The sequence below is a fragment of the Azospirillum sp. 11R-A genome (genome assembly GCF_049472615.1).
GTDB classification, from domain to species: domain Bacteria; phylum Pseudomonadota; class Alphaproteobacteria; order Azospirillales; family Azospirillaceae; genus Azospirillum; species Azospirillum palustre.
The window spans coordinates 137,586-161,417 of record NZ_JBCEBL010000002.1 but is presented as its reverse complement, the minus strand read 5'-3'; the positions used below and the strand labels follow the sequence as shown (position 1 = coordinate 161,417).

General features: G+C 69.7%; 24 protein-coding genes. 9 read left to right on the top strand and 15 right to left on the bottom strand.

Translation table 11 applies throughout. The annotated features are described in order from the left end of the window. Positions 1-38: 38 nt before the first annotated feature. The 4 genes from VH569_RS04390 to VH569_RS04375 all read right to left on the bottom strand — a co-directional run bounded on the left by VH569_RS04390 (position 39) and on the right by VH569_RS04375 (position 3,357). The gene (locus VH569_RS04390; protein WP_423314297.1) at positions 39-533 is read right to left on the bottom strand and encodes a hypothetical protein; all 495 of its coding nucleotides are present in this window, start codon (positions 531-533) and stop codon (positions 39-41) included. Positions 534-629: 96 nt separating this feature from the next. Further along, the gene (locus VH569_RS04385; RefSeq protein ID WP_423314296.1) at positions 630-1,382 is read right to left on the bottom strand and encodes a phosphatase PAP2 family protein; all 753 of its coding nucleotides are present in this window, start codon (positions 1,380-1,382) and stop codon (positions 630-632) included. Between the two features lie 25 nt (positions 1,383-1,407). After that, the gene (locus VH569_RS04380) at positions 1,408-2,361 is read right to left on the bottom strand and encodes a D-2-hydroxyacid dehydrogenase family protein (RefSeq protein WP_423314295.1); all 954 of its coding nucleotides are present in this window, start codon (positions 2,359-2,361) and stop codon (positions 1,408-1,410) included. A 15-nt stretch (positions 2,362-2,376) separates the two neighbouring features. Then, on the bottom strand, positions 2,377-3,357 hold the full coding sequence (locus tag VH569_RS04375; protein ID WP_423314294.1) for a phosphoribosylaminoimidazolesuccinocarboxamide synthase: 981 nt from the start codon (positions 3,355-3,357) through the stop codon (positions 2,377-2,379). A 103-nt stretch (positions 3,358-3,460) separates the two neighbouring features. On the opposite strand from VH569_RS04375, the gene VH569_RS04370 reads away from it, so the two are divergent. Next, entirely contained in the window at positions 3,461-4,237 is a 777-nt protein-coding gene (locus VH569_RS04370) for a 4'-phosphopantetheinyl transferase family protein (protein WP_423314293.1), read from the top strand. Positions 4,238-4,250: 13 nt separating this feature from the next. On the opposite strand, the gene VH569_RS04365 is transcribed toward VH569_RS04370, so the two are convergent. The 6 genes from VH569_RS04365 to VH569_RS04340 form a co-directional block, all read right to left on the bottom strand. Further along, entirely contained in the window at positions 4,251-5,678 is a 1,428-nt protein-coding gene (locus tag VH569_RS04365) for a S41 family peptidase (RefSeq protein ID WP_423314292.1), read from the bottom strand. A gap of 306 nt (positions 5,679-5,984) precedes the next feature. Then, positions 5,985-6,707, bottom strand: coding sequence for a sugar transferase (locus VH569_RS04360; RefSeq protein ID WP_423314291.1), 723 nt, complete (start codon positions 6,705-6,707; stop codon positions 5,985-5,987). A 133-nt stretch (positions 6,708-6,840) separates the two neighbouring features. Continuing rightward, a complete protein-coding gene (gene hypE, locus VH569_RS04355) occupies positions 6,841-7,887 on the bottom strand; it encodes a hydrogenase expression/formation protein HypE (RefSeq protein ID WP_423314290.1) in 1,047 nt (348 codons plus the stop codon). A 46-nt stretch (positions 7,888-7,933) separates the two neighbouring features. Then, positions 7,934-8,164 carry a HypC/HybG/HupF family hydrogenase formation chaperone gene (locus VH569_RS04350; RefSeq protein WP_324870907.1) on the bottom strand — a complete coding sequence of 77 codons (231 nt, stop codon included), beginning with the start codon at positions 8,162-8,164 and terminating at the stop codon, positions 7,934-7,936. Positions 8,165-8,180: 16 nt separating this feature from the next. Continuing rightward, complete coding sequence (gene hypB, locus VH569_RS04345) at positions 8,181-9,233, bottom strand: hydrogenase nickel incorporation protein HypB (protein ID WP_423314289.1); 1,053 nt, start codon at positions 9,231-9,233, stop codon at positions 8,181-8,183. Positions 9,234-9,308: 75 nt separating this feature from the next. Continuing rightward, positions 9,309-10,496 (bottom strand): nickel-dependent hydrogenase large subunit, encoded by a 1,188-nt coding sequence (locus VH569_RS04340; protein ID WP_423314288.1) that lies wholly within the window; start codon positions 10,494-10,496, stop codon positions 9,309-9,311. Between the two features lie 255 nt (positions 10,497-10,751). Between VH569_RS04340 and VH569_RS04335 the strand changes: the two genes are divergently transcribed. From VH569_RS04335 to VH569_RS04305, 7 genes are all read left to right on the top strand, one after another. Beyond that, positions 10,752-11,351: a HupE/UreJ family protein gene (locus VH569_RS04335; protein WP_423314287.1), complete on the top strand. Its 600-nt coding sequence runs from the start codon at positions 10,752-10,754 to the stop codon at positions 11,349-11,351. A gap of 198 nt (positions 11,352-11,549) precedes the next feature. Continuing rightward, positions 11,550-12,215 (top strand): YjbE family putative metal transport protein, encoded by a 666-nt coding sequence (locus VH569_RS04330; RefSeq protein WP_423314286.1) that lies wholly within the window; start codon positions 11,550-11,552, stop codon positions 12,213-12,215. 110 nt (positions 12,216-12,325) lie between these two features. Then, positions 12,326-13,153 (top strand): DUF3618 domain-containing protein, encoded by an 828-nt coding sequence (locus tag VH569_RS04325; RefSeq protein WP_423314285.1) that lies wholly within the window; start codon positions 12,326-12,328, stop codon positions 13,151-13,153. A gap of 12 nt (positions 13,154-13,165) precedes the next feature. Further along, complete coding sequence (locus VH569_RS04320; RefSeq protein ID WP_423314284.1) at positions 13,166-14,224, top strand: YihY/virulence factor BrkB family protein; 1,059 nt, start codon at positions 13,166-13,168, stop codon at positions 14,222-14,224. A 295-nt stretch (positions 14,225-14,519) separates the two neighbouring features. Beyond that, on the top strand, positions 14,520-14,696 hold the full coding sequence (locus VH569_RS04315) for a hypothetical protein (protein ID WP_423314283.1): 177 nt from the start codon (positions 14,520-14,522) through the stop codon (positions 14,694-14,696). Between the two features lie 222 nt (positions 14,697-14,918). After that, positions 14,919-15,617 (top strand): hypothetical protein, encoded by a 699-nt coding sequence (locus tag VH569_RS04310; RefSeq protein ID WP_423314282.1) that lies wholly within the window; start codon positions 14,919-14,921, stop codon positions 15,615-15,617. 74 nt (positions 15,618-15,691) lie between these two features. Beyond that, entirely contained in the window at positions 15,692-16,291 is a 600-nt protein-coding gene (locus VH569_RS04305) for a HutD family protein (RefSeq protein ID WP_423314281.1), read from the top strand. Here the strand turns inward: VH569_RS04305 and VH569_RS04300 are convergent. Continuing rightward, on the bottom strand, positions 16,288-17,634 hold the full coding sequence (locus VH569_RS04300) for a GH1 family beta-glucosidase (protein ID WP_423314280.1): 1,347 nt from the start codon (positions 17,632-17,634) through the stop codon (positions 16,288-16,290). The genes VH569_RS04305 and VH569_RS04300 overlap by 4 nt on opposite strands. 2 nt (positions 17,635-17,636) lie before the next feature. Next, the gene (locus VH569_RS04295; protein ID WP_423314279.1) at positions 17,637-17,975 is read right to left on the bottom strand and encodes an acyl carrier protein; all 339 of its coding nucleotides are present in this window, start codon (positions 17,973-17,975) and stop codon (positions 17,637-17,639) included. Positions 17,976-18,202: 227 nt separating this feature from the next. Here VH569_RS04295 and VH569_RS04290 point away from each other — a divergent pair, with 227 nt between their 5' ends. Continuing rightward, on the top strand, positions 18,203-19,609 hold the full coding sequence (locus VH569_RS04290; protein ID WP_423314278.1) for a nucleobase:cation symporter-2 family protein: 1,407 nt from the start codon (positions 18,203-18,205) through the stop codon (positions 19,607-19,609). Here the strand turns inward: VH569_RS04290 and VH569_RS04285 are convergent. The 3 genes from VH569_RS04285 to VH569_RS04275 form a co-directional block, all read right to left on the bottom strand. Continuing rightward, entirely contained in the window at positions 19,606-20,538 is a 933-nt protein-coding gene (locus VH569_RS04285; RefSeq protein ID WP_423314277.1) for a DMT family transporter, read from the bottom strand. The two genes, VH569_RS04290 and VH569_RS04285, sit on opposite strands and share 4 nt — an antisense overlap. A 100-nt stretch (positions 20,539-20,638) precedes the next feature. Next, positions 20,639-22,717, bottom strand: a complete 2,079-nt coding sequence (locus VH569_RS04280) for a putative bifunctional diguanylate cyclase/phosphodiesterase (RefSeq protein WP_423314276.1) — start codon at positions 22,715-22,717, stop codon at positions 20,639-20,641. A 351-nt stretch (positions 22,718-23,068) separates the two neighbouring features. Then, on the bottom strand, positions 23,069-23,704 hold the full coding sequence (locus tag VH569_RS04275; protein WP_423314275.1) for a LysE family translocator: 636 nt from the start codon (positions 23,702-23,704) through the stop codon (positions 23,069-23,071). Positions 23,705-23,832 lie beyond the last annotated feature (128 nt).

The following is a 23,832-nucleotide window of genomic DNA, read 5'->3' as shown; positions in this document are numbered from 1 at the left end:
CGGCGTCTCCTCAATCCCGCCCCCCAATCGCCCGCCCCTCAATCCAGAGTCGGTTCCATCCGCTTGCCCACCCGCCGCTGGGAGTCGACGGCGGCGCGCAGCCGGTCGCGGGCGGCACCGCGGCTGCCGGCGGTGGCGGCCGGGCGCAGGCCGTTCAGGGCCGCCAGGAAATTGGTGCCGGCGCGGCCCTTCGGTTCGGCACCACGCCGGGCCGGCAAGGCCGGGATCTCCTGAGTCACCACATCGCGGCTGGCGTCGGTCTCCACCGTCTCCACCGCCTTCGCCTGCGCGCGGGCCTGCTGCGCCTCGACCCGCGCGCGGGCGACGATGCGGTCGCGCAGGTCGGCGTCGAGCGTGCGGAACACGCGCGACGCCTCGCTCAGCTCGTTCTCCCGTCCGCTGTCCAGCGTCCGCTTCAGAGCGTTGGCGAGCAGGCGGCATTCCAGGACGCCGGGCACCCGCTCGCGCTCCACCGCGCGGGCGAGGACGCCGACGGCTTCGAGGGTTTCGCGGTCGAGGGTGCCCTGGGGCATGGTGCGGCCCGATCCAAAAGGGTTAGGGCCGACACTATCGGTCGGCAAGCGAGCTTATTCAACCCGCTTGTTAACCTTTTGTGCGATGCACCCGGATCAGCGCCCGGCGGTGGTTTCCGGCCGGTCCTGCTCCACCGCACCCCGGCGCTGGAGCCATTCGGCGATCATCCAGCAGAGGGCCGCCCAGGCGGCGCCGACACTCCAGCCCGCCAGCACGTCGGTCGGCCAGTGGACGCCGAGATAGACGCGGCTCGACCCGATGATGAGGGTCAGCACCATCGCCCAGGTCAGCAGATAGGCCTTGGTGCGACGGCCCTCGACGAACTGGGTCATCAGGGCGCCCAGCGTCAGGTAGACGACGGCCGACTGCATGGCATGGCCGCTGGGGAAGCTGGCGGAGATCACCTCGTCGCCATGCGGCACCAGATCGGGGCGGGCGCGGTCGAACAGCATCTTCAGCCCCGTGCTGAGCAACCCGCCGCCGCCGACCGACACCAGCACCAGCAGGGCCGCCGCCCGCTTGTGCAGCAGCAGCAGGAAGCCCAGCGTGGCGACGGTCAGGATGGCGAGGATGGTGGTGCTGCCGAGCGAGGTGATGTCGCGCGCCACCCGCGCCAGCCACCAGGGACCGCCGGGCTGGTCGGGGTTCAGCGGATCGCGGAGCGCCAGCAGGATGCGCTTGTCGAAGGCGCTGGTCTCGCCCTCCATCACCTCGCCGGCCAGTTCGACGAAACCGAACAGCAGGCCGGCGATCACCGAGAGGCTGACGAGCATGCCCAGCCGGTGCCGGCTCAGCTTCGCCCAGAACCCGTTTCTGCCGCCGCCTCCGACCGCTTCGTTCCGGTTCACCCGTACCCTCCATCCCTGTTGCCGTTCAGGCGGGAGAGAGAAGCCGCACCGGTGAGCCCGCCGTCCAGGCCAGGATGTCCTCCAGGGCGTCGCGGTAGAACACCGCGTAATTCTCCCGCGTCACGTAGCCGAGATGGGGCGTCAGCACGGTGTTGGGAAGGTCAAGCCAAAGGCTGTCTTTCGGCAGAGGCTCGATGGGGAAGACGTCGATGCCGGCGCCGCCGATATGGCCGTGGCTCAGCGCATGAACGAGCGCCGCCTCGTCCACCAGCCCGGCGCGCGAGGTGTTGACGAAGAGGGCGGTGGGCTTCATCGCGCCGATCTCGTCGGCCCCGACCACGCCGCGGGTGCGCTCGCTCAGCACCAGATGGACGCTGACCACGTCGGAGGTCGCGAACAGCGCGCGCTTCTCCACACGGGTCACACCGGCGTCCGCCGCGCGTTCGTCGGTCAGGTTGGGGCTCCAGGCCACCACCTCCATGCCGAAGGCCTGGCCGACCCTGGCGACCTTGCTGCCGAGCTTGCCCAGGCCGACCAGACCCAGCCGCTTGCCGCCGAGATCGCCGGTCAGGCCGGTCTGCCAGCGGCCTTCGCGCAGCGCCCGCTCTTCGGCCGGGATGCGCTTGGCCAGCGCCAGGATCAGGCCCCAGGTCAGTTCCGCCGTCGGCGCGCCCACCATGCGGGTGCCGCAGACGGGAATGCCGCGGGCGGCGCAGGCCTTCAGGTCGATGGCGTTGTTGCGGGCGCCGGTGGTGATCAGCAGCCTGAGGTTCGGCAACCGCCCGATCAGGGAGGCCGGGAACGGCGTGCGTTCCCGCATGATCACCAGCACGTCGAAGGGCTCCAGCGCCGCCGCCACCGCGTTCTCGTCGCCGAGCGGCTTTTCGAACACCGTCAGGCTGCTTCCCGGAGGAAGTCGCGACCAGTCGGCAAGGTCGCAGGCGACCCCCTGGTAGTCGTCGAGGATGGCGATGCGCATGGAGCCCGTCCCCCTTTACTTGGTGAAGTAGGGCGCCAGATTGGCGCGGATGCGGTCCAGCACCGGCACGGCGGTCGCCGGCACCTCGAACGGGCGGCCGGTGATGGTCTCGCCGGCCTCGATGTAGACGCGCGCGGCCTCCAGAACCACGTCGGCGGGGATCTCCGGCACATCCTGGGTGTAGGGATCGCAGCGGGCGACGACCCAGTTGCGGACGAAGTCCTTGTCGAAGCTCTCCGGCTTCTCGCCGGCCTCGAACCGCTCCTGATAGCTGCCGGCGAACCAGTATCGCGAGCTGTCGGGCGTGTGGATCTCGTCGGCCAGCAGGATGTTGCCGTCCGCGTCGAAGCCGAACTCGTACTTGGTGTCGACCAGGATCAGGCCGCGGTCGGCCGCCATCTTCTGGCCGCGGGCGAACAGGGCCAGCGCCTTGTCCGACACCTCGTCCCACTGGGCGCGGGTCAGCAGGTTGCGGTCGACGATCTCGGTCGCGGTCAGCTCCTCGTCATGGCCGGCGTCGAAGGCCTTGGTGGTCGGCGTGATGATCGGGGTGCCCAGCTTCTGGTTCTGGCGCAGCCCGTCGGGGAAGATGTGGCCGTACATCTCGCGCCGGCCCTGCTTGTACATCGACCAGATCGAGGTACCGGTGGTGCCGGCCATATAGTCGCGGACCACGACCTCGACCGGCATGATGGTCAGCCGCTTCGCCACCACCACGTTGGGGTCCGGATATTCCAGCACGTGGTTGGCGCAGATGTCCTTCGTCGCCTCGAACCAGAAGCGGGCGGTCTGGGTCAGCACCTGCCCCTTGAACGGGATGGCGGTCAGGGCGCGGTCGAAGGCCGACAGCCGGTCGGTTGTGATCAGGATCCGCCGCCCGTCCGGAAGGTCGTAGTTTTCACGCACCTTGCCGCGGTAATGATTGGGCAGCTCCGGGATGAAGGCGTCGCGAAGAACGTTGGTCAGATGCGGGGCGAGCAGGGCGGTGTCAACCATGGGATCCTGGTCCGGATGCAGGGGCGGATGCGAGAGGCGCGCATGATACCCGAAACCCCTGCCGGAGCCAGGACGCTAATTTAGGAGGGAGGATCGCTGTCCGATGCATGACGGGACCATCGAAATGCCGGAGGCCGGGGGCGCAACCGGGCTTGCCGAGGATTATGTCTTGGCCCCCGGAGTCGTCCGCGTCTGGTTCGCCGATCTCGCCGCGCTGTCCAGACAAAAGGCGGCGATGCGCGCCCTGCTGTCCGCCGACGAGGTGGAGCGCGCCGACCGGTTCCTGATGGAGCGGCTGACCGAGCGCTTCATCCTGCGCCGCGGGCTGCTGCGGCTGCTGCTGGGGCGCTGCACCGGCCGCGATCCGGCGGGGCTGGTCTTCGACTATGGGACGCACGGCAAGCCGTCGCTGCCCGGCGGCCCTGCCTTCAACCTCAGCGACAGCGAGGACAGCCTTGCCATCGCCGTGGCGGCGGAGGGGCGGATCGGCGTCGACATTGAGCGGCTTCGTCCCATCGAGAGCGCCGAGGGCATCGCCGACCGCTTCTTCCACGCCACCGAGCGCGCCGCCTTGCAGGGGCTGGGGCCGGAGCGGCGGGACGAGGGCTTCCTGCTGGCCTGGACGCGGAAGGAGGCATTCATCAAAGCGGCCGGCGTCGGTCTGTCGATGCCGCTCGACCGGTTCGCGGTGGAGGTGAGGCCCGAGGCGCCGCCGGCCCTGCTGGAGATCGGCGAGGACCTGCGCGGCGATGTCGGCGTGCCGGCGGACTGGAGCCTGTTCGACCGCCGGGTGCTCCCCGGCACCATCGCCGCCATCGCGGCGCACGGCACCGGCTGGACGGTGGAGACGCGGGTGATGGGGGCGGGGTTCGCGGGGTAGGGAGACCCTTACCTCACTCCCCCCCGGCCAGCGTCCCGGTCAGGCGGTTGCGGATGGCGGAGACGGCGCATTCCAGCGGGCGGTCGTCGTCGGGCTTGGGGGCCTTGTCCATCACGTCCGGGCACATGTCCGGCGCCATCCACACCTGCGGCTTCGGCGGAACCGGGGCGTTGGGGTCGCAGGTCGCCGGGTCGGGGTGGGTTTCCTCGGTGCTGCCGTGGGTCGGCTTGACCTCCAGGTTCGGCGAGACGCCGAAGCAGTCCACCAGCGCGCCCGACGGGCGGTAGTAGCGGGCGGTGGTCAGCCGGATGCCGGTGTCGGCGCTGAGCGAGGAAATCGTCTGCACCGACCCCTTGCCGTAGGAGCGGGAGCCGAACAGCAGCGCCCGGTGATGGTCCTGCAGGGCGCCGGCCACGATCTCGGACGCCGAGGCCGAACCGCTGTTGATCAGCACCACCACCGGCAGCCCGGCCATCAGGTCGCCGGCGGTGCCGCGGTAGGTGCGGGATTCTTCCGGATCCCGGCCGCGGACGGACACGATGTCCACCGTCTCCAGGAAGCGGTCGGCCACCTGCACCGCCTGCTCCAGCAGGCCGCCGGGGTTGTTGCGCAGGTCGATGACGGCGCCGGTCAGCCGGCCCTTCGACTGGCGGCGCATGTCCTCGATCGCCGCGTCCAGCGCCGAGGAGGTCGACTGGTTGAAGGTGGCGATGCGGACATAGGCGACGTTGCCCTCCAGCCGGTAGCGCACCGGCTGGATCTTCACGATGGCGCGGGTCAGCGAGACGCGGGTGTTGGCGTCGGTCGCCGGCGGGCGGCGGATCGACAGGGCGACCGAGCTGCCGACGGGGCCGCGCATGCGGGCGACGGCGTCGTGCAGGTTCAGCCCCTTCACCGCCACGTCGTCGATGCGGGCGATCAGGTCGCCGCTGCGCAGGCCGGCGCGGGCGGCGGGCGAGCCGTCGATGGGGGAGACGACCTTGATCAGGCCGCTTTCCTCGTCCATCGTCACTTCGATGCCGAGCCCGCCGAACTCGCCCTGCGTCTGTTCGCGCAGATAGCGGTAGCGCTCGGCGTCGAGGAAGCTGGAATAGGGATCGAGCGAGCCCAGCATGCTGTCCAGCGCCGCTTCGGTCAGCAGCCGGTCGCTGGCCTTCGGGTTCTCCGCCTTCTTCTTCTTCAGCCCGTCTTCCGCCTTGTCGATCAGCACCTGCGGGTCGAAGGGCTTCACATGCTCCGTCAGGACACGGCGCATGGCGTCGGAGAAGAGGACGTAGTTGCGGTCGGCGGTGGACAGCGACCCGTAGCCGCGGATTTTTGCGAAGTCCGTACGGTAGCGGTCGAGCGCCGCGACGGTGTCGGCACGGCTGGTGGGCGCCACGGCGCAGGCGGGCCCGATCGCCACCATCATCAGCAGCAGGGCAGCCAGCAGCTTCGCCATCCTTGGACCCTCTTGACTGGCCGATCCGGCCGGCGGTCTTGCACGCATCGTTCACTATACCAGGGTTTCGCCGGTTGCCCCGACCCTAGCACGTCGTCCGCCCATTCTCAAAGTCCACCCGATTTCGGCAAGAGGGCATGCCTGGGGTGGAATGGCCGAACCGCGCGATGGAGCGGAGTCCTGACATAGGATGCACGAACAGCGATGTCGCGCGCCCCGATGGGACGCGCGACCGGCGTGAACGGATGAGTGCTTTCGGAGGGTGTGGGCGGAGGGTGTGGCGCTGCCGGACCTGAGGAGAGGCGCTCAGTAGGCGCCGCTGCCCTTCACCACGACGCGCACGGTGCGCAGCATGATGCCGATGTCGGCCCAGAAGTTCCAGCCGACGACATAGGCGGTGTCGAGCTGGACGCGGCGCACGTAATCGACGTCGCTGCGGCCGCTGACCTGCCACAGCCCGGTCAGGCCGGGGCGGCAGCGGGTGTAGAAGGGGAAGCAGGCGTGATAGTAGGACACCTCGTCGTCGATGATCGGACGGGGGCCGACCAGGCTCATGTCGCCGCGCAGCACGTTGACCAGCTGCGGCAGCTCGTCCAGGCTCGATTTGCGCAGGAAACGGCCGACCGGGGTGATGCGCGGGTCGTTGCGCAGCTTGCGCGTCGCCAGCCATTCGGCACGCGCCTCCTCGTCGGTGGCGAGTAGCCGTTCCAGCACCTCGGCGGAATTGACCACCATGGAGCGGAACTTCAGGCAGGTGAAGGAACGGCCGTCGGCGCCGATGCGCCGGTGGCCGAACACCGCCGGGCCGCCGTCGCGCGCCACCATCCAGGCCAGCACCACCATCAACGGTCCGAAAACGACGAGCAGCCCCAGCGCGCCGACGATGTCGAAGGCGCGCTTGACGCGGTGCCTGTGCAGGGGAGGGCAACCGGGAAGCCGGTCCATCGCCTGCATCGCCGACCGGGTCCCGGCCATCCGGCCGGGGTCCAGACGGGGAGCGCCCAAAAGAGCGATGTTGGACAACGCCATTGTAATCTCTCGTCGCTGAACGTCTCTGGTCAGAGCATAGGACCATCCGAGAGAGGCAACGGCCAGCGCGCGAAAGGGGTCCCGCCAATGGGGCCGCTTCTTTGGAAACAGCGGGTTAGCCCGCCGGTACGTATCAGCAGATCCGGGGAAGCTGTTCTCCGGTCAGCCAATCCACGATCCGGCGGCCGCCGAAGCGGGTCTCCATCTGAACGAAGCGATGGGGGTCTTCCACCACACGTCCGATGCAGGCGGCATCCCGTCCCAGCGGGTGATCGCGCATGACGGAGAGCAGGCGGTCGCACTCCTCCCCGGTGCAGATCGCGATCAGCTTACCCTCGTTGGCGGCGTAAAGCGGGTCGAGCCCCAACAATTCGCAGGCCGCCGTCACCTGCGCCCGCACCGGGATGTCGGATTCGCGCAGCCGCATGCCGACGCCGGACTGATGGGCGATCTCGTTGAGCGTCGTCGCCAGCCCGCCGCGGGTGGGATCGCGCAGCACATGGACGTCCGGCACCGCCGCCACCATCGCCGCGACCAGCCCGTTCAGCGCGGCGCTGTCGGACAGGATTGCCGTCTCGAAGCCCAGATTGTCGCGGGTCGACATGATGGCGACGCCATGGTCGCCCATGGTGCCGCTGACCAGGATGACGTCGCCCGGCCGCGCCCGGTCGCCCGAGGGGGCGACGCCGGGCGGTACCATGCCGATGCCGGTGGTTGTGATGAAGATACCGTCGCCCTTGCCGCGCTCCACCACCTTGGTGTCGCCCGACACGATGGCGACCCCGGCCTCGCGCGCCGCGGCGGCCATGCTGTCGACCACCCGCTTCAGGTCGGCGAGCGGGAAGCCCTCTTCGATGATGAAGCCGGCGGTCAGGTGCAGCGGCACCGCACCCGCCATGGCGACGTCGTTCACCGTGCCGTGGACGGCCAGCGACCCGATGTCGCCGCCAGGGAAGAACAGCGGCGAGACGACGAAGCCGTCGGTCGTCATCACCATGCGCCCGCCTGGCACCTCGAAGGCGGCCTGATCGTTGCCCTGGTCGAGCCAGGGGTTGGCGAAGGCGGCGGCGAACAGTTCGCGCACCAGCTGCGCCATCGCCTTGCCGCCCGACCCATGGGTCATGTCCACCGCCCCGCGGGCGATGTCGAGCTTGCGGGTGAAGAGGCGGCGGTCGGTCATGGCGGGGGTCCGGATGGTCGGCGGGTGTGTGGAAGGGGAGGGGACGTCAGGCCGCGGCTTCGGCGTCGGCGACTTCGGCCAGGAGAGCGAGCGTTCGCTCGGCTTCCTCCGCATCCAGGCGGGACAGGGCGTAACCGACATGGACGATCACGTAGTCGCCGACGGCGACGCCCTCCACCAGTTCCAGCGAGCAGGTGGAGGTGACGCCGCCCAGGCTGACGGTGGCGCGGTCGTCGGGCAGCAGGGCGGTGACCAGGGCGGGGACGGCAAGGCACATGGCGGCGATCCTCCGGTCAGACGGCTGCGGTGGCAGTATGAGACGCGCGGGCCTCGGCCAGCCCGTCGGCGATCCAGTCGTACCATTCCTCCAGCCCCTGGCCGGTGGTGGCCGACAGCTGGATCACCGCCAGCGACGGGTTCAGGCGCTGGGCGTAGCCGATCATCCGCTCCACATCGAAGGTCAGGTGGGGCAGCAGGTCGATCTTGTTGACGACCAGCAGGTCGGCGCGGACGAACATGTCCGGGTATTTCAGCGGCTTGTCCTCGCCCTCCGTCACCGACAGCACGACGACGCGGTGGGTCTCGCCGAGGTCGAAGCCGGCGGGGCAGACCAGATTGCCGACATTCTCGACGAACAGCACGCCGTCCCCGGCGAACTGGCCGTCGGCCGCCAGCTTGTCGGCGGCCTGCGCCACCATCGAGGCGTCGAGGTGGCAGCCCTTGCCGGTGTTGACCTGCACCGCCGGGGTGCCGGTGGCGCGGATGCGGTCGGCGTCGAAGCTGGTCTGCTGGTCGCCCTCGATCACCGCGACGGGGAAGCGGCCCTTCAGGTCGGTCAGGCTGCGGGTCAGCAGGGTCGTCTTGCCCGAGCCGGGGCTGGACATCAGGTTCAGCACGAACACGCCGCGGTCGGCGAAGCGGCGGCGGTTGACGGCGGCCAGCCCGTCGTTCTTCGCCAGGATGTCGCGCTCGATGGTGACCAGCCGCGGCTGGTTCAGCGCGGCGCCGCCGTCGATGGCGTCCGGCCGGTCGGGGCGGTGGTGGTCGTGGCCATGATGATGGTGGCCGTGGTCATGGCTGTGATCGTGGACATGACTATGGTCGTGCCCATGCCCATGCCCGTGCTCGTGATCATGCCCATGGTCGTTATGGCTGTGGCGGAACACCGTGCCGTCGGGGGCGACATGCTCGTGGGTGTCGTCATGGTGATGGTGGGCATGGTGGTGCGCTTCGCCATGGTGGTGGCGGTAGATTTTGCCGTCGGGGCCGACGTGCTCATGCCCGGCATCGGTGGCCTTGCCGTCAATCCGGGTCTCGCCTTCGCCGCATCCGCAAACCGTGCACATCACGCGCTCTCCCACTCTTCCATCCGCAAGACGCCCGCCATCATCGACTTGCCCGCGGGCTTCGGCAAGCGCTCGTCATTCGTGTACGTCTATGCCGCAGGCGACGCAGGGATCCAGCATCGCGACCAGCAGCCGCACCCGCTCCACCGCATCGTCGCGGTCGCGCACCGCCGCTCCGGCAAGGCCGCGCGCCAGCGGGCCGTCGGCGGCGAAATTCCAGTCAGTCGGCGCCACCATCCGGGCATCGGCCAGCCAGCCGTCCCCGTCCAGCCGCAGCCAGTGAGCCAGCCGCCCGCGCGCCGTCTCCGCCACGCCGCAGCCTTCGCCCGGAGCGGAGTTTGCGCGAGCGGCGGCAACCGGATCGGCCGGCCGAAGCGCGGCGATGGCCGCCTCCATCCGACGCGGCAGTTCCACCAGATCGGCGAGCCGCGCCGCGAACAGCCGGGCCAGCCCGTCGCCGAAGCGCTCCGTCACGGAGACGACCAGCGGGTGGTCCACCTGCCGCTCCAGCGGGCCGGTCAGGGCCGGGGCACCGTTGCGGCGGGGGGCGGTGACGAAACCCGGATCGCCGGCCAGCGCCGCCGCGAACCAGCCGGGCGACCGTTCGCCGAGCAACGGCACGCCGCAGACCCCCCATCCGGACAGAGTTGGCGACAGCAGCCGGGCGGCCAGCAGCGCCGCGTCCGTGCCGCCGCGCGCCGCCCAGCCGGCCAGTTCATCGGCATCCCGTGGCGGCGGGCCGGCGAAGACCGTCGCCTCCAGCCAGCCGGCCATCCGGTCCAGCGCGTCGCGCAGAGCCGCGACGTCCGGGCGCAGGATGCCGCCGCCGGGGCGCAGCCCGTCCTTGGCCGGATAGAGCGCCGGCAGGACGGTGGACACCGCGCTCCGAAGCTCGCGCAGGGCTGCCGGCCGCGGCGGCGCCCCCAGGCGCGCCGGCCATTCGACCACCGCCTGCCAGCCATGGCTGTCCAGCGCCTCCGCATCGGTCAGCAGGCTGCGCGCCGCGTCATGGGCGCCCGCATCGAGTCCCAGTGCCGCCTCGCAGGCGCGGGCGACGGCCAGCCCCTGGGCGCTGCCGCACAGGCTGAACAGCAGGGGTGTCAGCCGCGCCGCCTCCTCCGCCCTGCGGCCGACCAGGGCGGCGACGGCGCGTGGGCGGCGGGCGGCGACCTCGGCCCGGCGGATGGCCATGCCCTCCTGACCGTCGTCCAGCCACAGCCGGACGGACACCGAACCTTCTCCGGGAAGCGTGGGGGTGGACATTGAAGGTTCCTGAGGCGGCATCTGCCGGGGGTTAACGGATCGCATCCTGACGGATCGGGGGTGCAACTCATTGACCTGCGTCAAAATACGTAGATCCGGCGGGGGTGTAGCGCTGTCTCGGCCATGGCCGGGCCGGCGCTTTCTGCTACACTTCGCCCCAACCGCGCCACACCGTCCGGTTTCCCCTGCGTCGGGCGGGAAAGCCGGGACGGCACAATCCGATGGGCGCGACACGACATCAGAGGATGCTGGTCCATGAAACGTTTCCCTCTCGCCTCGGCCGTCCTGCTGGCCGGGCTGGTGCTGCCCGCGGTCGCCGACGCCCACACCTTCGGCGCCCATGACGCCGGTTTCGCCCACGGCTTCCTGCATCCGATCGGCGGCTGGGACCATCTGCTGGCGATGGTGGCGGTCGGGCTGTGGGCGGCGCAGCGCGGCGGTGCCGCCCTGTGGGCGCTGCCGGCGGCCTTCGTCACCGCCATGATCGGCGGCGGCCTGCTGGGCATGACCGGCATCGAGCTGCCGGCGGTCGAGCTGGGGATCGCCGGGTCGGTGATCGCGCTGGGCGCCCTGATCGCCGCGCAGTCGCGCCTGTCGCTGCCGGTCTCGCTGGTCGTGGTTTCAGCCTTCGCCCTGTTCCACGGCCATGCCCATGGCGCCGAGATGCCGGAGGCGGCACAGCCGCTGCTCTACGGCCTGGGCTTTGCGCTCGCCACCGCGCTCCTGCATGGCGCCGGCGTCGGCGCCGCCCTGTCGCTGCGCGGCATCGTCCGCGGCGGCACGGGCGCGCTGGCCCTGCGCGGGCTGGGTGCCGCCATCGGCCTGAGCGGCGTGGCCCTGGTGGCGCTGGCCTGAGCGCCGCCACCGGTTCGCCCATGACGGCTTGCCCATGAGGAAGGGCCGGGCGGGAAACCGTCCGGCCCTTCGGCGTTTCGGGCTCTGCGACATTTTCTGCCGTGGCCGGGTGGCGATGTTGCGCCGCCGCGCGTTCACGCGCTATAGGGCGGATTTTCCCCGCCCGCCTCCCCTTCACCGACAATCGACGGACCGCCCGTGGACTCGCTGATTCCCGAACTGATCGCCCTTGGCCAGGTGGTCTTCATCGACCTCGTGCTTGCCGGCGACAACGCCATCGTCGTCGGCATGGCCGCCGCCGGGGTGGCGCGGGAAAAGCGGGCCCGCGTGATCTTCTGGGGCATCGCCGCCGCGGTGGTGCTGCGCATCGGCTTCGCGCTGGCGGCGACGAAGGTGATGGACATCATCGGCCTGACGCTGGCCGGCGGTCTGCTGCTGCTGTGGGTGTGCTGGAAGCTGTTCCGCGAACTGCGCAGCCAGCGCGAGGAGGCCCAGGCCGCGGCGCTGGTTGCCGACGGGGACCGGGATGGGGATGAGGCTGGCGATGGCGGGGCCTCGGTCCCGGCCGGCGGCGGCAAGTCGGTGGGCACCGCCATCTGGGAGGTGATCGTCGCCGATGTGTCGATGTCGCTCGACAATGTGCTGGCGGTGGCCGGCGCGGCGCGCGAGCATCTTTGGGTAATGGCCATCGGGCTTCTGCTGTCGGTGGCGCTGATGGGGGCGGCGGCCAGCGTGATCGCGCGGCTGCTGAACCGCTTCCACTGGATCGCCTATCTGGGACTGCTGGTCATCGTCTATGTCGCCGTCCGCATGATCTGGCAGGGCAGCATCGAGGTGATGGCCTTCGCCCAGATTATCGGTTGAGTTTATCGGCTGACCTTATGGGCTGACCCTCAGGGGCGAAGCGGGAGGGACCGGAACAATCGGCCTGTGGTGGTGTTGCAAGCCGGCAGCCCCCACAGGAGACGCCCGGCATGACCCATCAGAACGACGCCATTCCGTCCGCCGCTCCTCCCGACACGACAGCCACCCAGGGCCGCCGCCCGGAAGAGATTGAGCACGAGATCCAGTCGATCCGCGCCCGCATGGATTCGGTGATCGACGAGATCGAGTTCCGCCTGTCGCCCGGCCAGATGTCCGGCGGCGTGGTGCAGGTGGTGCGCGACGTGATCCAGGGCGGCGGCGACGGGCTGTCCGGCCGCATCGCCCGCGCCGTGCGCGCCAACCCGATCCCGGTGGCGCTGATGGGCGTCGGCGCCCTCTGGCTCGCCGTGGCGGTCGCCCGCACGCCGGAATCCACCACCGAATTCGACGATTACGCCCCCGATGGCCGGCAGCTCGACCCGCGCAGCCGGCATCTGCTGACCGACCTGACCGGCGCTTGCCGCGATGGGGCCGAGGCCTTCCGCCGCGCCGACATGACCATCGCCGACCCGTCGCTGTCCGGCCGCCTGCAGGAACTGGCCGACCAGCTCGACCGCAGCGCCGCGGCGCTCGACGCCGAACTACGCCAGGGCGGCGGCTGGATCGAGACCGCCGGCGACGGCGCGCGGGTCTGGTCGCCGATGCATGGGCTGGCTGAGGCCAGCGCCCGCAGCGTGATGGCCGGGGCCGGCGGGCCGGCTGCCCGCGGCGATCTGCTGGCCCGGCTGGAAAGCGGGCTGGACGGCACGCTGGCGCTGTTCCGCGGCGCCCTGCGCGATGCCCCGGACGACCATCTCCAGGTCGCTATCGGCGCCCAGTTCCACGCGCTGGAAACGGCGCGGCACCGCGTCGGCGCGCTCCGCGAAGCCGTGGCCTGAGGAGGGCGGGGGATGCTGGGGCTGAGCCGCCGACACTATTACGAGCACCGCAACCGCGTGAACCGGCTGCATGGCGGCGGACACGGCGCCAATGACGGGGCCAATGACGGCGACAGCCGCGGCCGGTCGGCGGACAGCCCGTCGGAGATCCCCAAGAAGGGATGGAAGGACATCCTGCTGCGGGTGTGGGACGAGCAGAGCAAGGACAATGTGTCGATGCTGGCCGCCGGCGTCGCCTATTACGGTCTGCTCGCCATCTTCCCGGCCATCGCGGCGCTGGTGTCGATCTATGGCCTCGTCGCCGATCCATCGATGATCGAGGGGCAGCTGAACCAGCTGGGCAGCCTGCTGCCGCCGGACGCCCTCAGCATCGTCAGCGACCAGGCGCGCAAGGTGGCGACCGCCCCGTCGCAGGGGCTGGGCTTCGGTCTGATCTTCGGCCTGCTGCTGACGCTGTGGAGCGCCTCGCGCGGGACCAATTCGCTGGTGTCGGCGCTGAACATCGCCTATGGCGAGAAAGAGACGCGCGGTTTCCTCATGCTGGCGGCGCTGTCGATGGGGCTGACGGTGGCCGGGCTGCTGTTCGTCATCCTCGCCATGGCGCTGATCGTCGCCGTCCCGGCCGCTATCGCCATCGTCGGACTTCAGGACACGCCCATCGGCTGGATCGCCAGCCTTGCGCGCTGGCCGATCCTGGCGGTGACCATCATGCTGGCGCTGGCCGTCTTCTACCGCTATGCCCCCGACCGGCGGGAGCCGCAATGGCGCTGGGTCACCTGGGGCTCGGCGATGGCGACCGTCGTCTGGCTGCTGGGCTCGCTCGGTTTCTCCGTCTATGTGTCGAATTTCGGCAGCTACAACGAGACCTACGGGTCGGTCGGCGCCGTCGTGGTTCTGCTGCTGTGGTTCAACCTGACCTCCTACGTCGTGCTGCTGGGGGCGGAACTGAACGCGGAGATCGAGCACCAGACCGCCCGCGACACCACGGACCGCGACGGCCGTCCGGCCCGGCCGCTGGGTCAGCGCGACGCCTATGTCGCCGACACGGTGGGAGAGCGCAAGGCGAGCTAGCCGCGGGGACGCTTCCCGGCCCAAATGCCTCTTGGCAAGCCGGTGGCCGCGCGCTATGGTCGCCGTCATGCAACAGATGCTTGCCATCGCGTCCTGCGGACGCTCCCGATATTTTGGCCGCTGGTTTCGTTCGGCGGCCTAGGAACGCGCATCTGTCGCTCACTCCCGAAGCCGCCCGGACCGACCCGCGGCGGCTTTCGTGTTTGTGATCCCCGGCCCTCGATGGCCTGCACATCCTGAAAAATCCGAACACGGGCGACCCGGGCGGCTTCATCACCAGCCGAGAGAGGTTGTCATGTTCGATTTCGATGTCGTCACCGGTCCCACCCAGCCGCCCCATTGCCATCTCGCCGACGAAGCCGCCGTCCCGGCCGCTTCCGAGTCGGCCCTGCCGCCGGCCAACCCGATCGGTGCTGCGGCCACCGCCCTGGCCGAGCCGCATACGGCAAAAGGAGAAAAACCGCGATCCTGATGCGGATCGGGCCGCCGACCGTGGCGTGCAGGGTCCGCATCCCAGCTTTCGACCAAAAAAATCACGAATCCTACCTATGTTCGGCCGGCTGTTGTCGTATACTCCCTTTGGGCAGACGTGTCCGGGTGGCGGCTCAGCCGGCCGCACTCTTGTTGGCAGTTCCTCGCCGAGGTCCGGGTTGGGACGGGCGCGATGGTCGGATCGGAAGAAGGATGACGAATCATGGCGGATGATGCTCTCTCAGGCGTCAACTCTATGGTCTCCAGCCTCAACGCGTCGATCAACAACGCGGTGGAGGCCATCAAGAAGTCGCAGAGCAATCAGGCTGTCGGCGACGTCAAGGAATATTCCAAGACTGTCAAGAAATCGGCGCTGACCACCACGGCGGGCGCCACCGACATCGGCGTGCTTGCGAAGAACACCACCCGCCTGAACGTCGCCAGCACCCTGGCGCCGAACGACAAGGTCGATTTCTACAAATTCAAGGTCACCCAGAAGGGCGAGATGACCATGGGGCAGGTCGGCGACGACGGCCTGCGCGTCCAGCTGATGAACAATCTCGGCCGCGTGATGGCCGACAGCGACCCGAAGGCCGGCGACGATTACAAGGCCTTCAAGCAGTTGCAGGCCGGCAACCTGACGGTCGACAAGGGCGACTACACCGTGCGCGTGACCCGCGACAAGGGCCAGTCGGACAAGGATCCGAAGAATTACGCCATGCAGCTGGTCATGGGGAATTACAGCCAGGATTTCGACACGGTCGCCAAGCAGCCGGCCAAGGGCGATACCGGCATGGCGCTTACCACCGGCCAGCAGGCGACGCTCGACGGTCTGAACCAGGCCATCGGCAGCATGAACTCCATCCCCACCGGACAGACCGGCACCCAGAAACTGATGGGCAGCTTCAGCCTGTTCGTGTGAAGGCGGTCCGCCGGTTGTGCTATGGGCCGGCTGTGCTATGACGGAACGGAGCCGATCCGTTCCGGAGCAAGATTTTGCCGTCCATCACGCGCCTGAGCCCCGCCGACCATCGCCGCGTTCCCTGGAAGAACGGCGGCGGCATCACCACCGAGCTGGCGATGGAACCGTCCGCCGACGGCCGCCCCGATGGACGTTTCGTCTGGCGCGTCAGCATTGCCGACGTGGTCGAGCCCGGCCCCTTTTCCGCTTTTCCCGGTTATGACCGCCTGATCGCCGTGGTGGAGGGCGAGGGCATGCGCCTGTCGGTCGATGGCGCGCCGCCGGTCGAGCGCCGCCGCCTCGACCCCGCCTTCGCCTTTCCCGGCGAGGCTCCGGTGTGGTGCGAGCCGACCGCTGGGCCGATCCGCGACGTCAATTTGATGCTCGACCGCGCCTCGGCGACCGGCGTGTTGACCCTGCTGGCCGGCCCCGCCGCGCACCGGGCCAACGCCCACCAGGCTGCCGGCGACGTGCTGCTGGTTCATGCCCTTGCCGGCACGTTGACGGTGACGCCGGAGGATGGCGAGGCGCTGACGGTTCCCGCCGGCCACAGCCTGCTCCTGCACGGCGCGGCGGCGCTGGTGGAAGCGCCGGGCGAGGCGGAGGGCGTCTGTGCCGAGGTGTGGCGGCGTTAGGACTTCGCCGCCCGGATCAGCTCCGCGTACCAGTGCGCCGAGTCCTTGCGTGTGCGGGCCAGGGTCTGGAAATCGACGTGGACGATGCCGAAGCGTTGTCCATAGCCGCTGCCCCATTCGAAATTGTCCAGCAGCGACCAGACGAAATAGCCGCGCACATCGGCACCCTGGGCCATCGCGTCGCGCATCGCCGCGTTGTAGATGGTGAGGTAGTTGATGCGGTGCGGGTCGTGGACCCTGCCGTCCGCGCTGACGGCGTCGCTGCCGCCGCAACCGTTCTCCGTCACCACGATGGGCAGGCGGTAGCGGCGCTGGATGGTCAGCAGCTCGTCCCGGAAGGCATCGGGGAAGATCGCCCAGCCGACGCCGTGGGTCGGCGAATCGGCCGGCGCGTCGCCCCAGCCATAGCCCCAGGTGCGGGCCGGATCGGCCTTGGCGAAGATCGGGCCGTAATGGTTCAGCCCGAACCAGTCCACCGGCCGGGCGATGCGCGCCATGTCGCCGGGCTGGACATGGGGCTCGATGGCGGCGGCGGTCTGCGGCGGGTAGTGGCCCAGGATCTGCGGGTCGCAGAACACCAGATTCCAATGCTCGTCCAGCAGAGCGGCGGCGGTGCGGTTCTCCGGCGTGTCGGTCTCCGGGATCACGACCTGACGGTTGTGGATGGCGCCGATGGAGGCGCCCGGCACCATGTCGCGCAGCACGTCCACCCCGGCGCCATGGGCGAGGTTGACGTGGTGGATGGCGCGCAGATGCTGCGCCCGGTCGACGATTCCCGGTGCCGCCCAGGGGATCGCGTAGCCGAACAGGGTGAAGACCGAGAATTCGTTGAAGGTGATCCAGCGCTTCACCCGGTCGCCGTAGCGCCGGGCGCAGAGTGCCGCATAGTCGGCGTACCAGCCGGCGCAGTCACGCGACGACCAGCCGCCCAGATCCTGCAAGGCCTGCGGCAAGTCCCAATGGTAGAGGCACAGCCAGGGCTCGATGCCCGACTCCAGAAGCCGGTCGATCAGCCGGTCGTAGAAGTCCAGCCCCGCCGCGTTCACCGCCCCCTTGCCGCGCGGCATCACCCGCGGCCAGGAGATGGAGAAGCGGTAGGCGTCGACGCCCAGCCCCTGCATCAAGGCCACATCCTCCGGCATGCGGTGGTAGTGGTCGCAGGCGACATCGCCGGTGTCGCCGTTCACCACCCCGCCCTGGGTGCGGCAGCGCACGTCCCAGATGCTGGCGCCGCGCCCGTCCTCGGCCGCCGCCCCCTCGATCTGGTAGGCAGAGGTGGAAACGCCCCAGACGAAGCCCGGCGGGTACGGGGTGGACGGGAGGGGGGAGGTCCGGTCGGTCATCGTCAGGCTGCAATCTGGTTGATGCTGCGGCAGCGGGACTCGAAGGCGTCGGAGATGAATTCAGGGCGCTTGTAGTAGCCCTTGATCCAGCTGGCCAGCAGGCAGAGTTCCTCCAGCTTCACCAGCTCGTCCAGCGTCCCGTCGGGAAAGCGGATGGAGAAGCTTTCGGCAATGTATTCCAGCACCTGCTCGACCTGGTCGATGGACAGCTGGATGTCGGTTTCCAGCGTCGCATTGCGGGTCAGCAGAGCCTCATCGACCCCATACTCGTCGCGGATCAGCTTCACGATCCAACGGAACATGTGCATCCAGTTGGATACACCCTCGATCGACTTGCTCATCGCGACGCTCGGCTTCGGTTGCGCGAAAGGGGTATGCGGCAGCGACTGTACGCACGGATCGTTAAAGAATAACGCAGCCCCCGTCGGGGTCTCCAGCCGGGCGCGGCAATAAACCGCGCGGCTTTTGCCACCTGTACGGGCAGCAGCGTGGTGAATCTGCTCAGGCATTGTGCAGCGGTGGGCGGGGAGGCGGCCGGAAGCCGCCATCCGCCGGTGCGGCACGCCCCATGCAGAGCGAAGCCGACCGATTGCAGAGCGAGGCTTCCGCCATGAAAAGCGCCGCCACCCCCGATGTCCATCCCGTCGACGAGGTTCTGGCGCCCTGGCGGCTGCTGGCGCTGGGGTTGCAGCATGTGCTGGTGATGTATGCCGGGGCCATCGCGGTGCCGCTGATCGTCGGCGGTGCCTTGAAGCTGCCGAAGGACCAGATCGCCATGCTGATCAACGCCGACCTGTTCGCCTGCGGCGTGGTCACGCTGATCCAGGCGGTGGGGGTCTGGCGATTCGGCATCCGGCTGCCGGTGATGATGGGCGTCACCTTCGCCGCGGTCGGCCCGATGGTGGCGATGGCGACAAACCCGTCGCTGGGGTTGCTGGGGATTTACGGCGCGGTGATCGGGTCGGGCATCTTCGCCATCCTGGCCGCCCCGCTGGTCGGCCGGCTGCTGCCGCTGTTCCCGCCGGTGGTGACCGGCAGCGTCATCGCCATCATCGGCGTCTCGCTGATGCGGGTGGGGGTGGGCTGGGCCGGCGGCGGGGTCGGCAACCCGCGATTCGGCGACCCGGCCTTCCTGGGCATTGCCGCCTTCGTGCTGCTGACGATCCTGGCGCTGATGAAGCATGGCCGCGGCTTCGTCCGAAACGTCGCGGTTCTGCTGGGGCTGGTGGCCGGCATGGTGCTGGCGATGGTTCTGGGCATGGTCGATTTCAAAGGGCTGGGGGAGGCGCCGTGGGTCGCGCTGGTTCAGCCCTTCCAGTTCGGCATGCCGGTGTTCGATCCGGTCGCCATCCTGACCATGTCGCTGGTGATGATCGTGGTGATGATCGAGTCGACCGGCATGTTCCTGGCCGTCGGCGACATGGTCGGCCGTCCGGTGAGCCGCGAGGATCTGGTCCGCGGCCTGCGCACCGACGGGCTGGGCACGCTGATCGGCGGCGTCTTCAACACCTTCCCCTACACCTCCTTCTCGCAGAATGTCGGTCTGGTCGGGGTGACGGGCGTGCGCAGCCGCTGGGTCTGTGCGGCGGGCGGGCTGATCCTGCTGCTGCTCGGGCTGCTGCCGAAGCTAGCCCATGTGGTGGCGTCGGTGCCGGCCTTCGTGCTGGGCGGGGCCGGGCTGGTGATGTTCGGCATGGTGGCGGCGACCGGCGTGAAGATCCTGACGCAGGTCGATTTCGCCGGCCGGCGCGAGAACCTGATCGTCGTGGCGGTCAGCATCGGCGTCGGGCTGATCCCGCTGGTGTCGGACAAGTTCTTCTCGCAGATGCCGGCCTTCCTGTCGCCGCTTCTGCACAGCGGCATCCTGCTCGGCACCCTGACGGCGGTGGCGCTGAACTGGTACTTCAATGGGCTGGCGAGCGCCGACCGCGCCCGCCACGACGTCGCGGCCGCTGCGCAGGGGGCGGAAGCTTAAGCCTTCCGCCGCAGCAGGTCCTTGCTGGCGAGCAGCGACCCGCCGGCGATCAGGGCGCAGGACACCCAGATGATGCCCGAATTGGCGGCGAGGCCGAACAGGACCAGCAGCAGGGTGGACAGCAGCGGCGCCAGATAGGACAGCGCCCCCAGCGCCCGGATGTCGCCGTGGCGCACGCCGTAATCCCAGACGAAGAAGGCCGCCCCCACCGGTCCCAGCCCGAGCAGAAGCATTGCTCCCCAGCCGGCGGCGCTGTCCGGCCACACCGTGCGCTCCAGCGCCAGATGGCAGAGCAGCGACAGCAGCGCCGTGACGAGGCAGAAGGCGCTGACGGCGTCGGTCGGCGCCTCGCCGATCTGGCCCAGCCGGCGGCGCAGCACCGAATAGCCGGCCCAGGTGACGGCGCTGCCGAGTGCGGCGGCATAGCCCGGCAGATGCGCCGGATCGATGGAAAATCCGCCCACCGAGCCGCTGGTGCCGCCGCGCGCGATCAGCAGGGCGGTGCCCGCCAGCCCGGCGACGGCGCCGCCGACATGCCACGCCCGCAGCCGCTCCCCCGGCAGCAGGGCGGAGAACAGCACGATCAGCAGCGGCCACAGATAGTTGATCAGGTTGGCCTCCACCGGCGGGGCCGCCTGCAAGGCCATGAAATAGAGGAAGTGGAAGCCGAACAGCCCGCCGACGCCCAGTGCCCAGGCCGCGACCGGCTGGCGGAAATAGCGCAGGGGGTTGTCGCCGCGGGATGCGGTCCAGCCGCTGCCGACCAGGAAGGCCAGCAGGAAGGAGGTCGCCACCAGCTGGAACGGCGGCACCATGGCGGCCAGCGTCGCCAGCGGGGCCAGGGTCGCCCACAGCAGGATGGCGATGAAGCCGACCAGCGTGGCGCGGTTGGATGAGCGGCGGTCGGGCAGGGTGGCGGTGGTGGTCATCAGGCGTATCGGTCGGTTGGCGTCGAGGTGGCGACCATAGCCGGCATGCTGAGGGCTGTCTTGACCGGACCTCCGCCGCGCATTGACCGAAACTCCGGCCTCACGCCGTCATCGGCAGCGGCTCGGTCCGGGCGAAGGCGGTCATCACCATCGCCTCGGCCGCCTCGGCCGCCAACGGGCGCGAGATCAGGAAGCCTTGCAGGCAGTCGCAGCCGGCCTCGGCCAGCCAATGGCGCTGCTCGGCGGTCTCCACCCCCTCCGCCACGGTGGACAGCAGAAGACGCTGGGCGAGCGCGATGACGGTGGAGGCGATGTCGGGGGCATGCGGCAGGTCGTTGACGAAGCTGCGGTCGATCTTCAGCACATCGACCGGCAGCTGGCGCAGATAGGCCAGCGAGGAATAGCCGGTGCCGAAATCGTCGATAGCGATGCGCACCCCCAACGCCCGCAGCCGGTTCAGCGTCGGCAGATGGTGGCGCACGTCCTTCATGATGACGGTCTCGGTGATCTCCAGCTCCAGCAGGTTGGGCGGCGTGCCGTGGCGCTGCAACACCTGTTCGACCAGCCGGGCGAAGCCGGGATCGGCGAGCTGGCGGGCGGAAACGTTGACCGCGACCGGCACCGGGCCGTGGTCGAGCGCCCAGCGGGTCGCGGTGCGGCAGGCCTCCTCCAGCACCCAGCGGCCGATCTCGATGATCAGGCCGGTGTCCTCGGCGACCGGGATGAAGTCGGCGGGAGAGACCGCCGCCCCCTCGTGCCGCCAGCGGATCAGCGCCTCGAAGCCAGTCAGCCGGCCGCTCGCCGCCTCGATCTTCGGCTGATAGACCAGCTCGAAGGCGCGCGACGCCACCGCCTCGCGCAGGCCGGATTCCAGCCGCAGCCGGGTCTCCGCCCGGTCGGTCATCTCGCGGGTGTAGAAGACGAAGCGGTCGCCGCCCGCCGCCTTCGCCGCCTGCATCGCCGAATCGGCCATCCGCATCAGGCCGGTGGCGTCCGGCGCGTCTCCATTCCCTGTCGCAGGATGGACGGCCACGCCGATGCTGGCGGTGAGATGGACGCGGTGTTCCCCCACATCGCGCAGGGAGGACAGGCCGTCGAGCAGCCGCTGCGCGACCATCGCCGCCTCGTCCCGGTCGGCGACGCGCTCCAGCACCACCAGGAACTCGTCGCCGCCCAGCCGGCCAACGGTGTCGCAGCGGCGCACGCTGGCGCCCAGCCGCTCCGCCACCCGGCAGAGCAGCAGGTCGCCGATGCCGTGGCCCAGGCTGTCGTTCACCCGCTTGAAGCGGTCGAGGTCGACATACAGCACCGCCAGCCGGCCGGCATCCGGTGCGCGCGCGCGGTTCGCCAGCTCGATGGCGTGGTCCAGCCGGTCGAGCAGCAGAGCCCGGTTCGCCAGCCCGGTCAGCGGACAGCGCGTTGCCAGCCGCCGCAGCTCGTCATGCTCGTGCTCCAGCAGGGTGAGGGTGTGGTTGAAGCGGGAGATGACGAAGCCGAGCTCGTCGTCGGCATGGCCGCGCGGCACGGCCAGCGGCTGGCCATAGGGCTTTTCCGGGTCGATCCGCGCCACCGCGCGGCCGATCTGCAACAGCGGGCGGGTCAGCAGCCGGTGGAACACCGCCGCCATCGCCAGCCCGATCAGCAGGTTGCGCAGGGTCCCTGCCACCAGCGCCGCCGAAACATAGGTGAGGAAGCCGGAGGCCGCCCGTCCGGTGTCGATGCCGACGATCAGCTGTCCGATCCGCGAGCCGTCGGCGGCCCGCGGCCCGCTCGCCAATCCGTTCGTCGGGGTCATCAGCTCGTGCGTCACCACCGGCCGGTCGACGAACAGCAGGGCGGTCACCCCGCGCTCAAGGAGGCTGGCCGGCTTGGGCGGGCGTTCGCGGCGCGCCAGCAGGGTGCCGTCGCCGAGGCGGATTTCCGCCCAGGCGGCGCTGGCGCGGACCATGCCCTGCAACACCAGTCCGGCCAGCTCCGCGTCGATCAGCCAGGCGGCGCTGGCGGCCGGCCCCTCGACCAGCGCGACCACATCCTTGACCTGCGCCAGCGCCGTCGCCCGCTCGCGCGTGGCGGTCCAGGCGAATTCGGCCGCGGTGATGGTCAGGCCGATGACGAAGGCGGCGAGGACCGCGTGAATCGCCTGCTTCAGCGTCAGGCTGCGCAGGACTGGGATCGCCATCGCACCGTTCCTAAGGCCGGGTGTTTCGCATCGCCGCCCCTGCCTGGGGGTAAGCCTTTCGGCTGGAACGGCGAACCGCAGCATTAGTGGTGCGGGCGATGACCGGGACGCGGCGGATCTGTGAAATTTTTGTAACCGGGGCTGTGCTCTATTGCTGACAATGCATATTGCTGCATAGGGCTATTCCCGTGACGCATGGCTACCATTCAGCATTGGTAATACCAGTTCGTGTGCGCCGCAGCATATTCTGCCCTTGCCCATTCTCGGGGCGTTTCCTCCCTAAACTATAGGGCCGCGCGATTGCGCGGCCCTTTTCTTTTTCGGGGTCTTTTCCGGGAAAAGCCGGGCGGATCAGACCCGGCGGGCGAGCGCCAGCAGGCCACCGGCGCCGATCATCAGGCCGCCGGTCAGGCGGTTCAGCGACTTGGCCGCCGACACCGTGGTCAGCTTCGCCGCCAGACGGTCGCCGCCGGTGGCATAGGCCATGATCCAGCCGAACTCGATCACCACCATGGTGGCGACCAGCGCCACCAGCTGCGGCGCCAGCGGGGCGGCGGCGTCGATGAATTGCGGGAACAGCGCGCCCATGAAGACCAGCGCCTTCGGGTTGCTGAAGGCGACCAGCGTGCCGCGCAGGAACAGGCGGACGGGGGTGCCTTCTCCCGAAGCGGCGGCTGCGGCATCGCGCTCGCCCGGCTGTTCGACCGGCGCCCGCCATGCGGCGATCCCGAGCCAGGTCAGATAGGCGACACCGGCCCAGCGCACGATCTCGAAGGCGAGGACGGAGGTGGAGAGCAGGGCGCCCAGCCCGAAGGCCGACAGCGCCGCCATCACCGCCAGCGCCGCGCACATGCCGGCCCCGCCCCAGGCGGCGCGGCGTGCGCCGAACCGCAGGCCGAGGCTCATCGCCAGCAGCATGTTCGGGCCCGGCGTCATCGAGATCACGAAGGCGGTGGCGAAGAAGAAGGCGAGCGTCTGCCACGTCATGGCTGGAAACCTCGATACCAGGGGGTATGCCGGGGAAGGAGCGACAATCGACCACATCACAGCACCATGCGCCCGGTTCCGCCGCAAGCGGCGGCGGCGAAACACAGCCATGCTTCCGCAACCGGCTT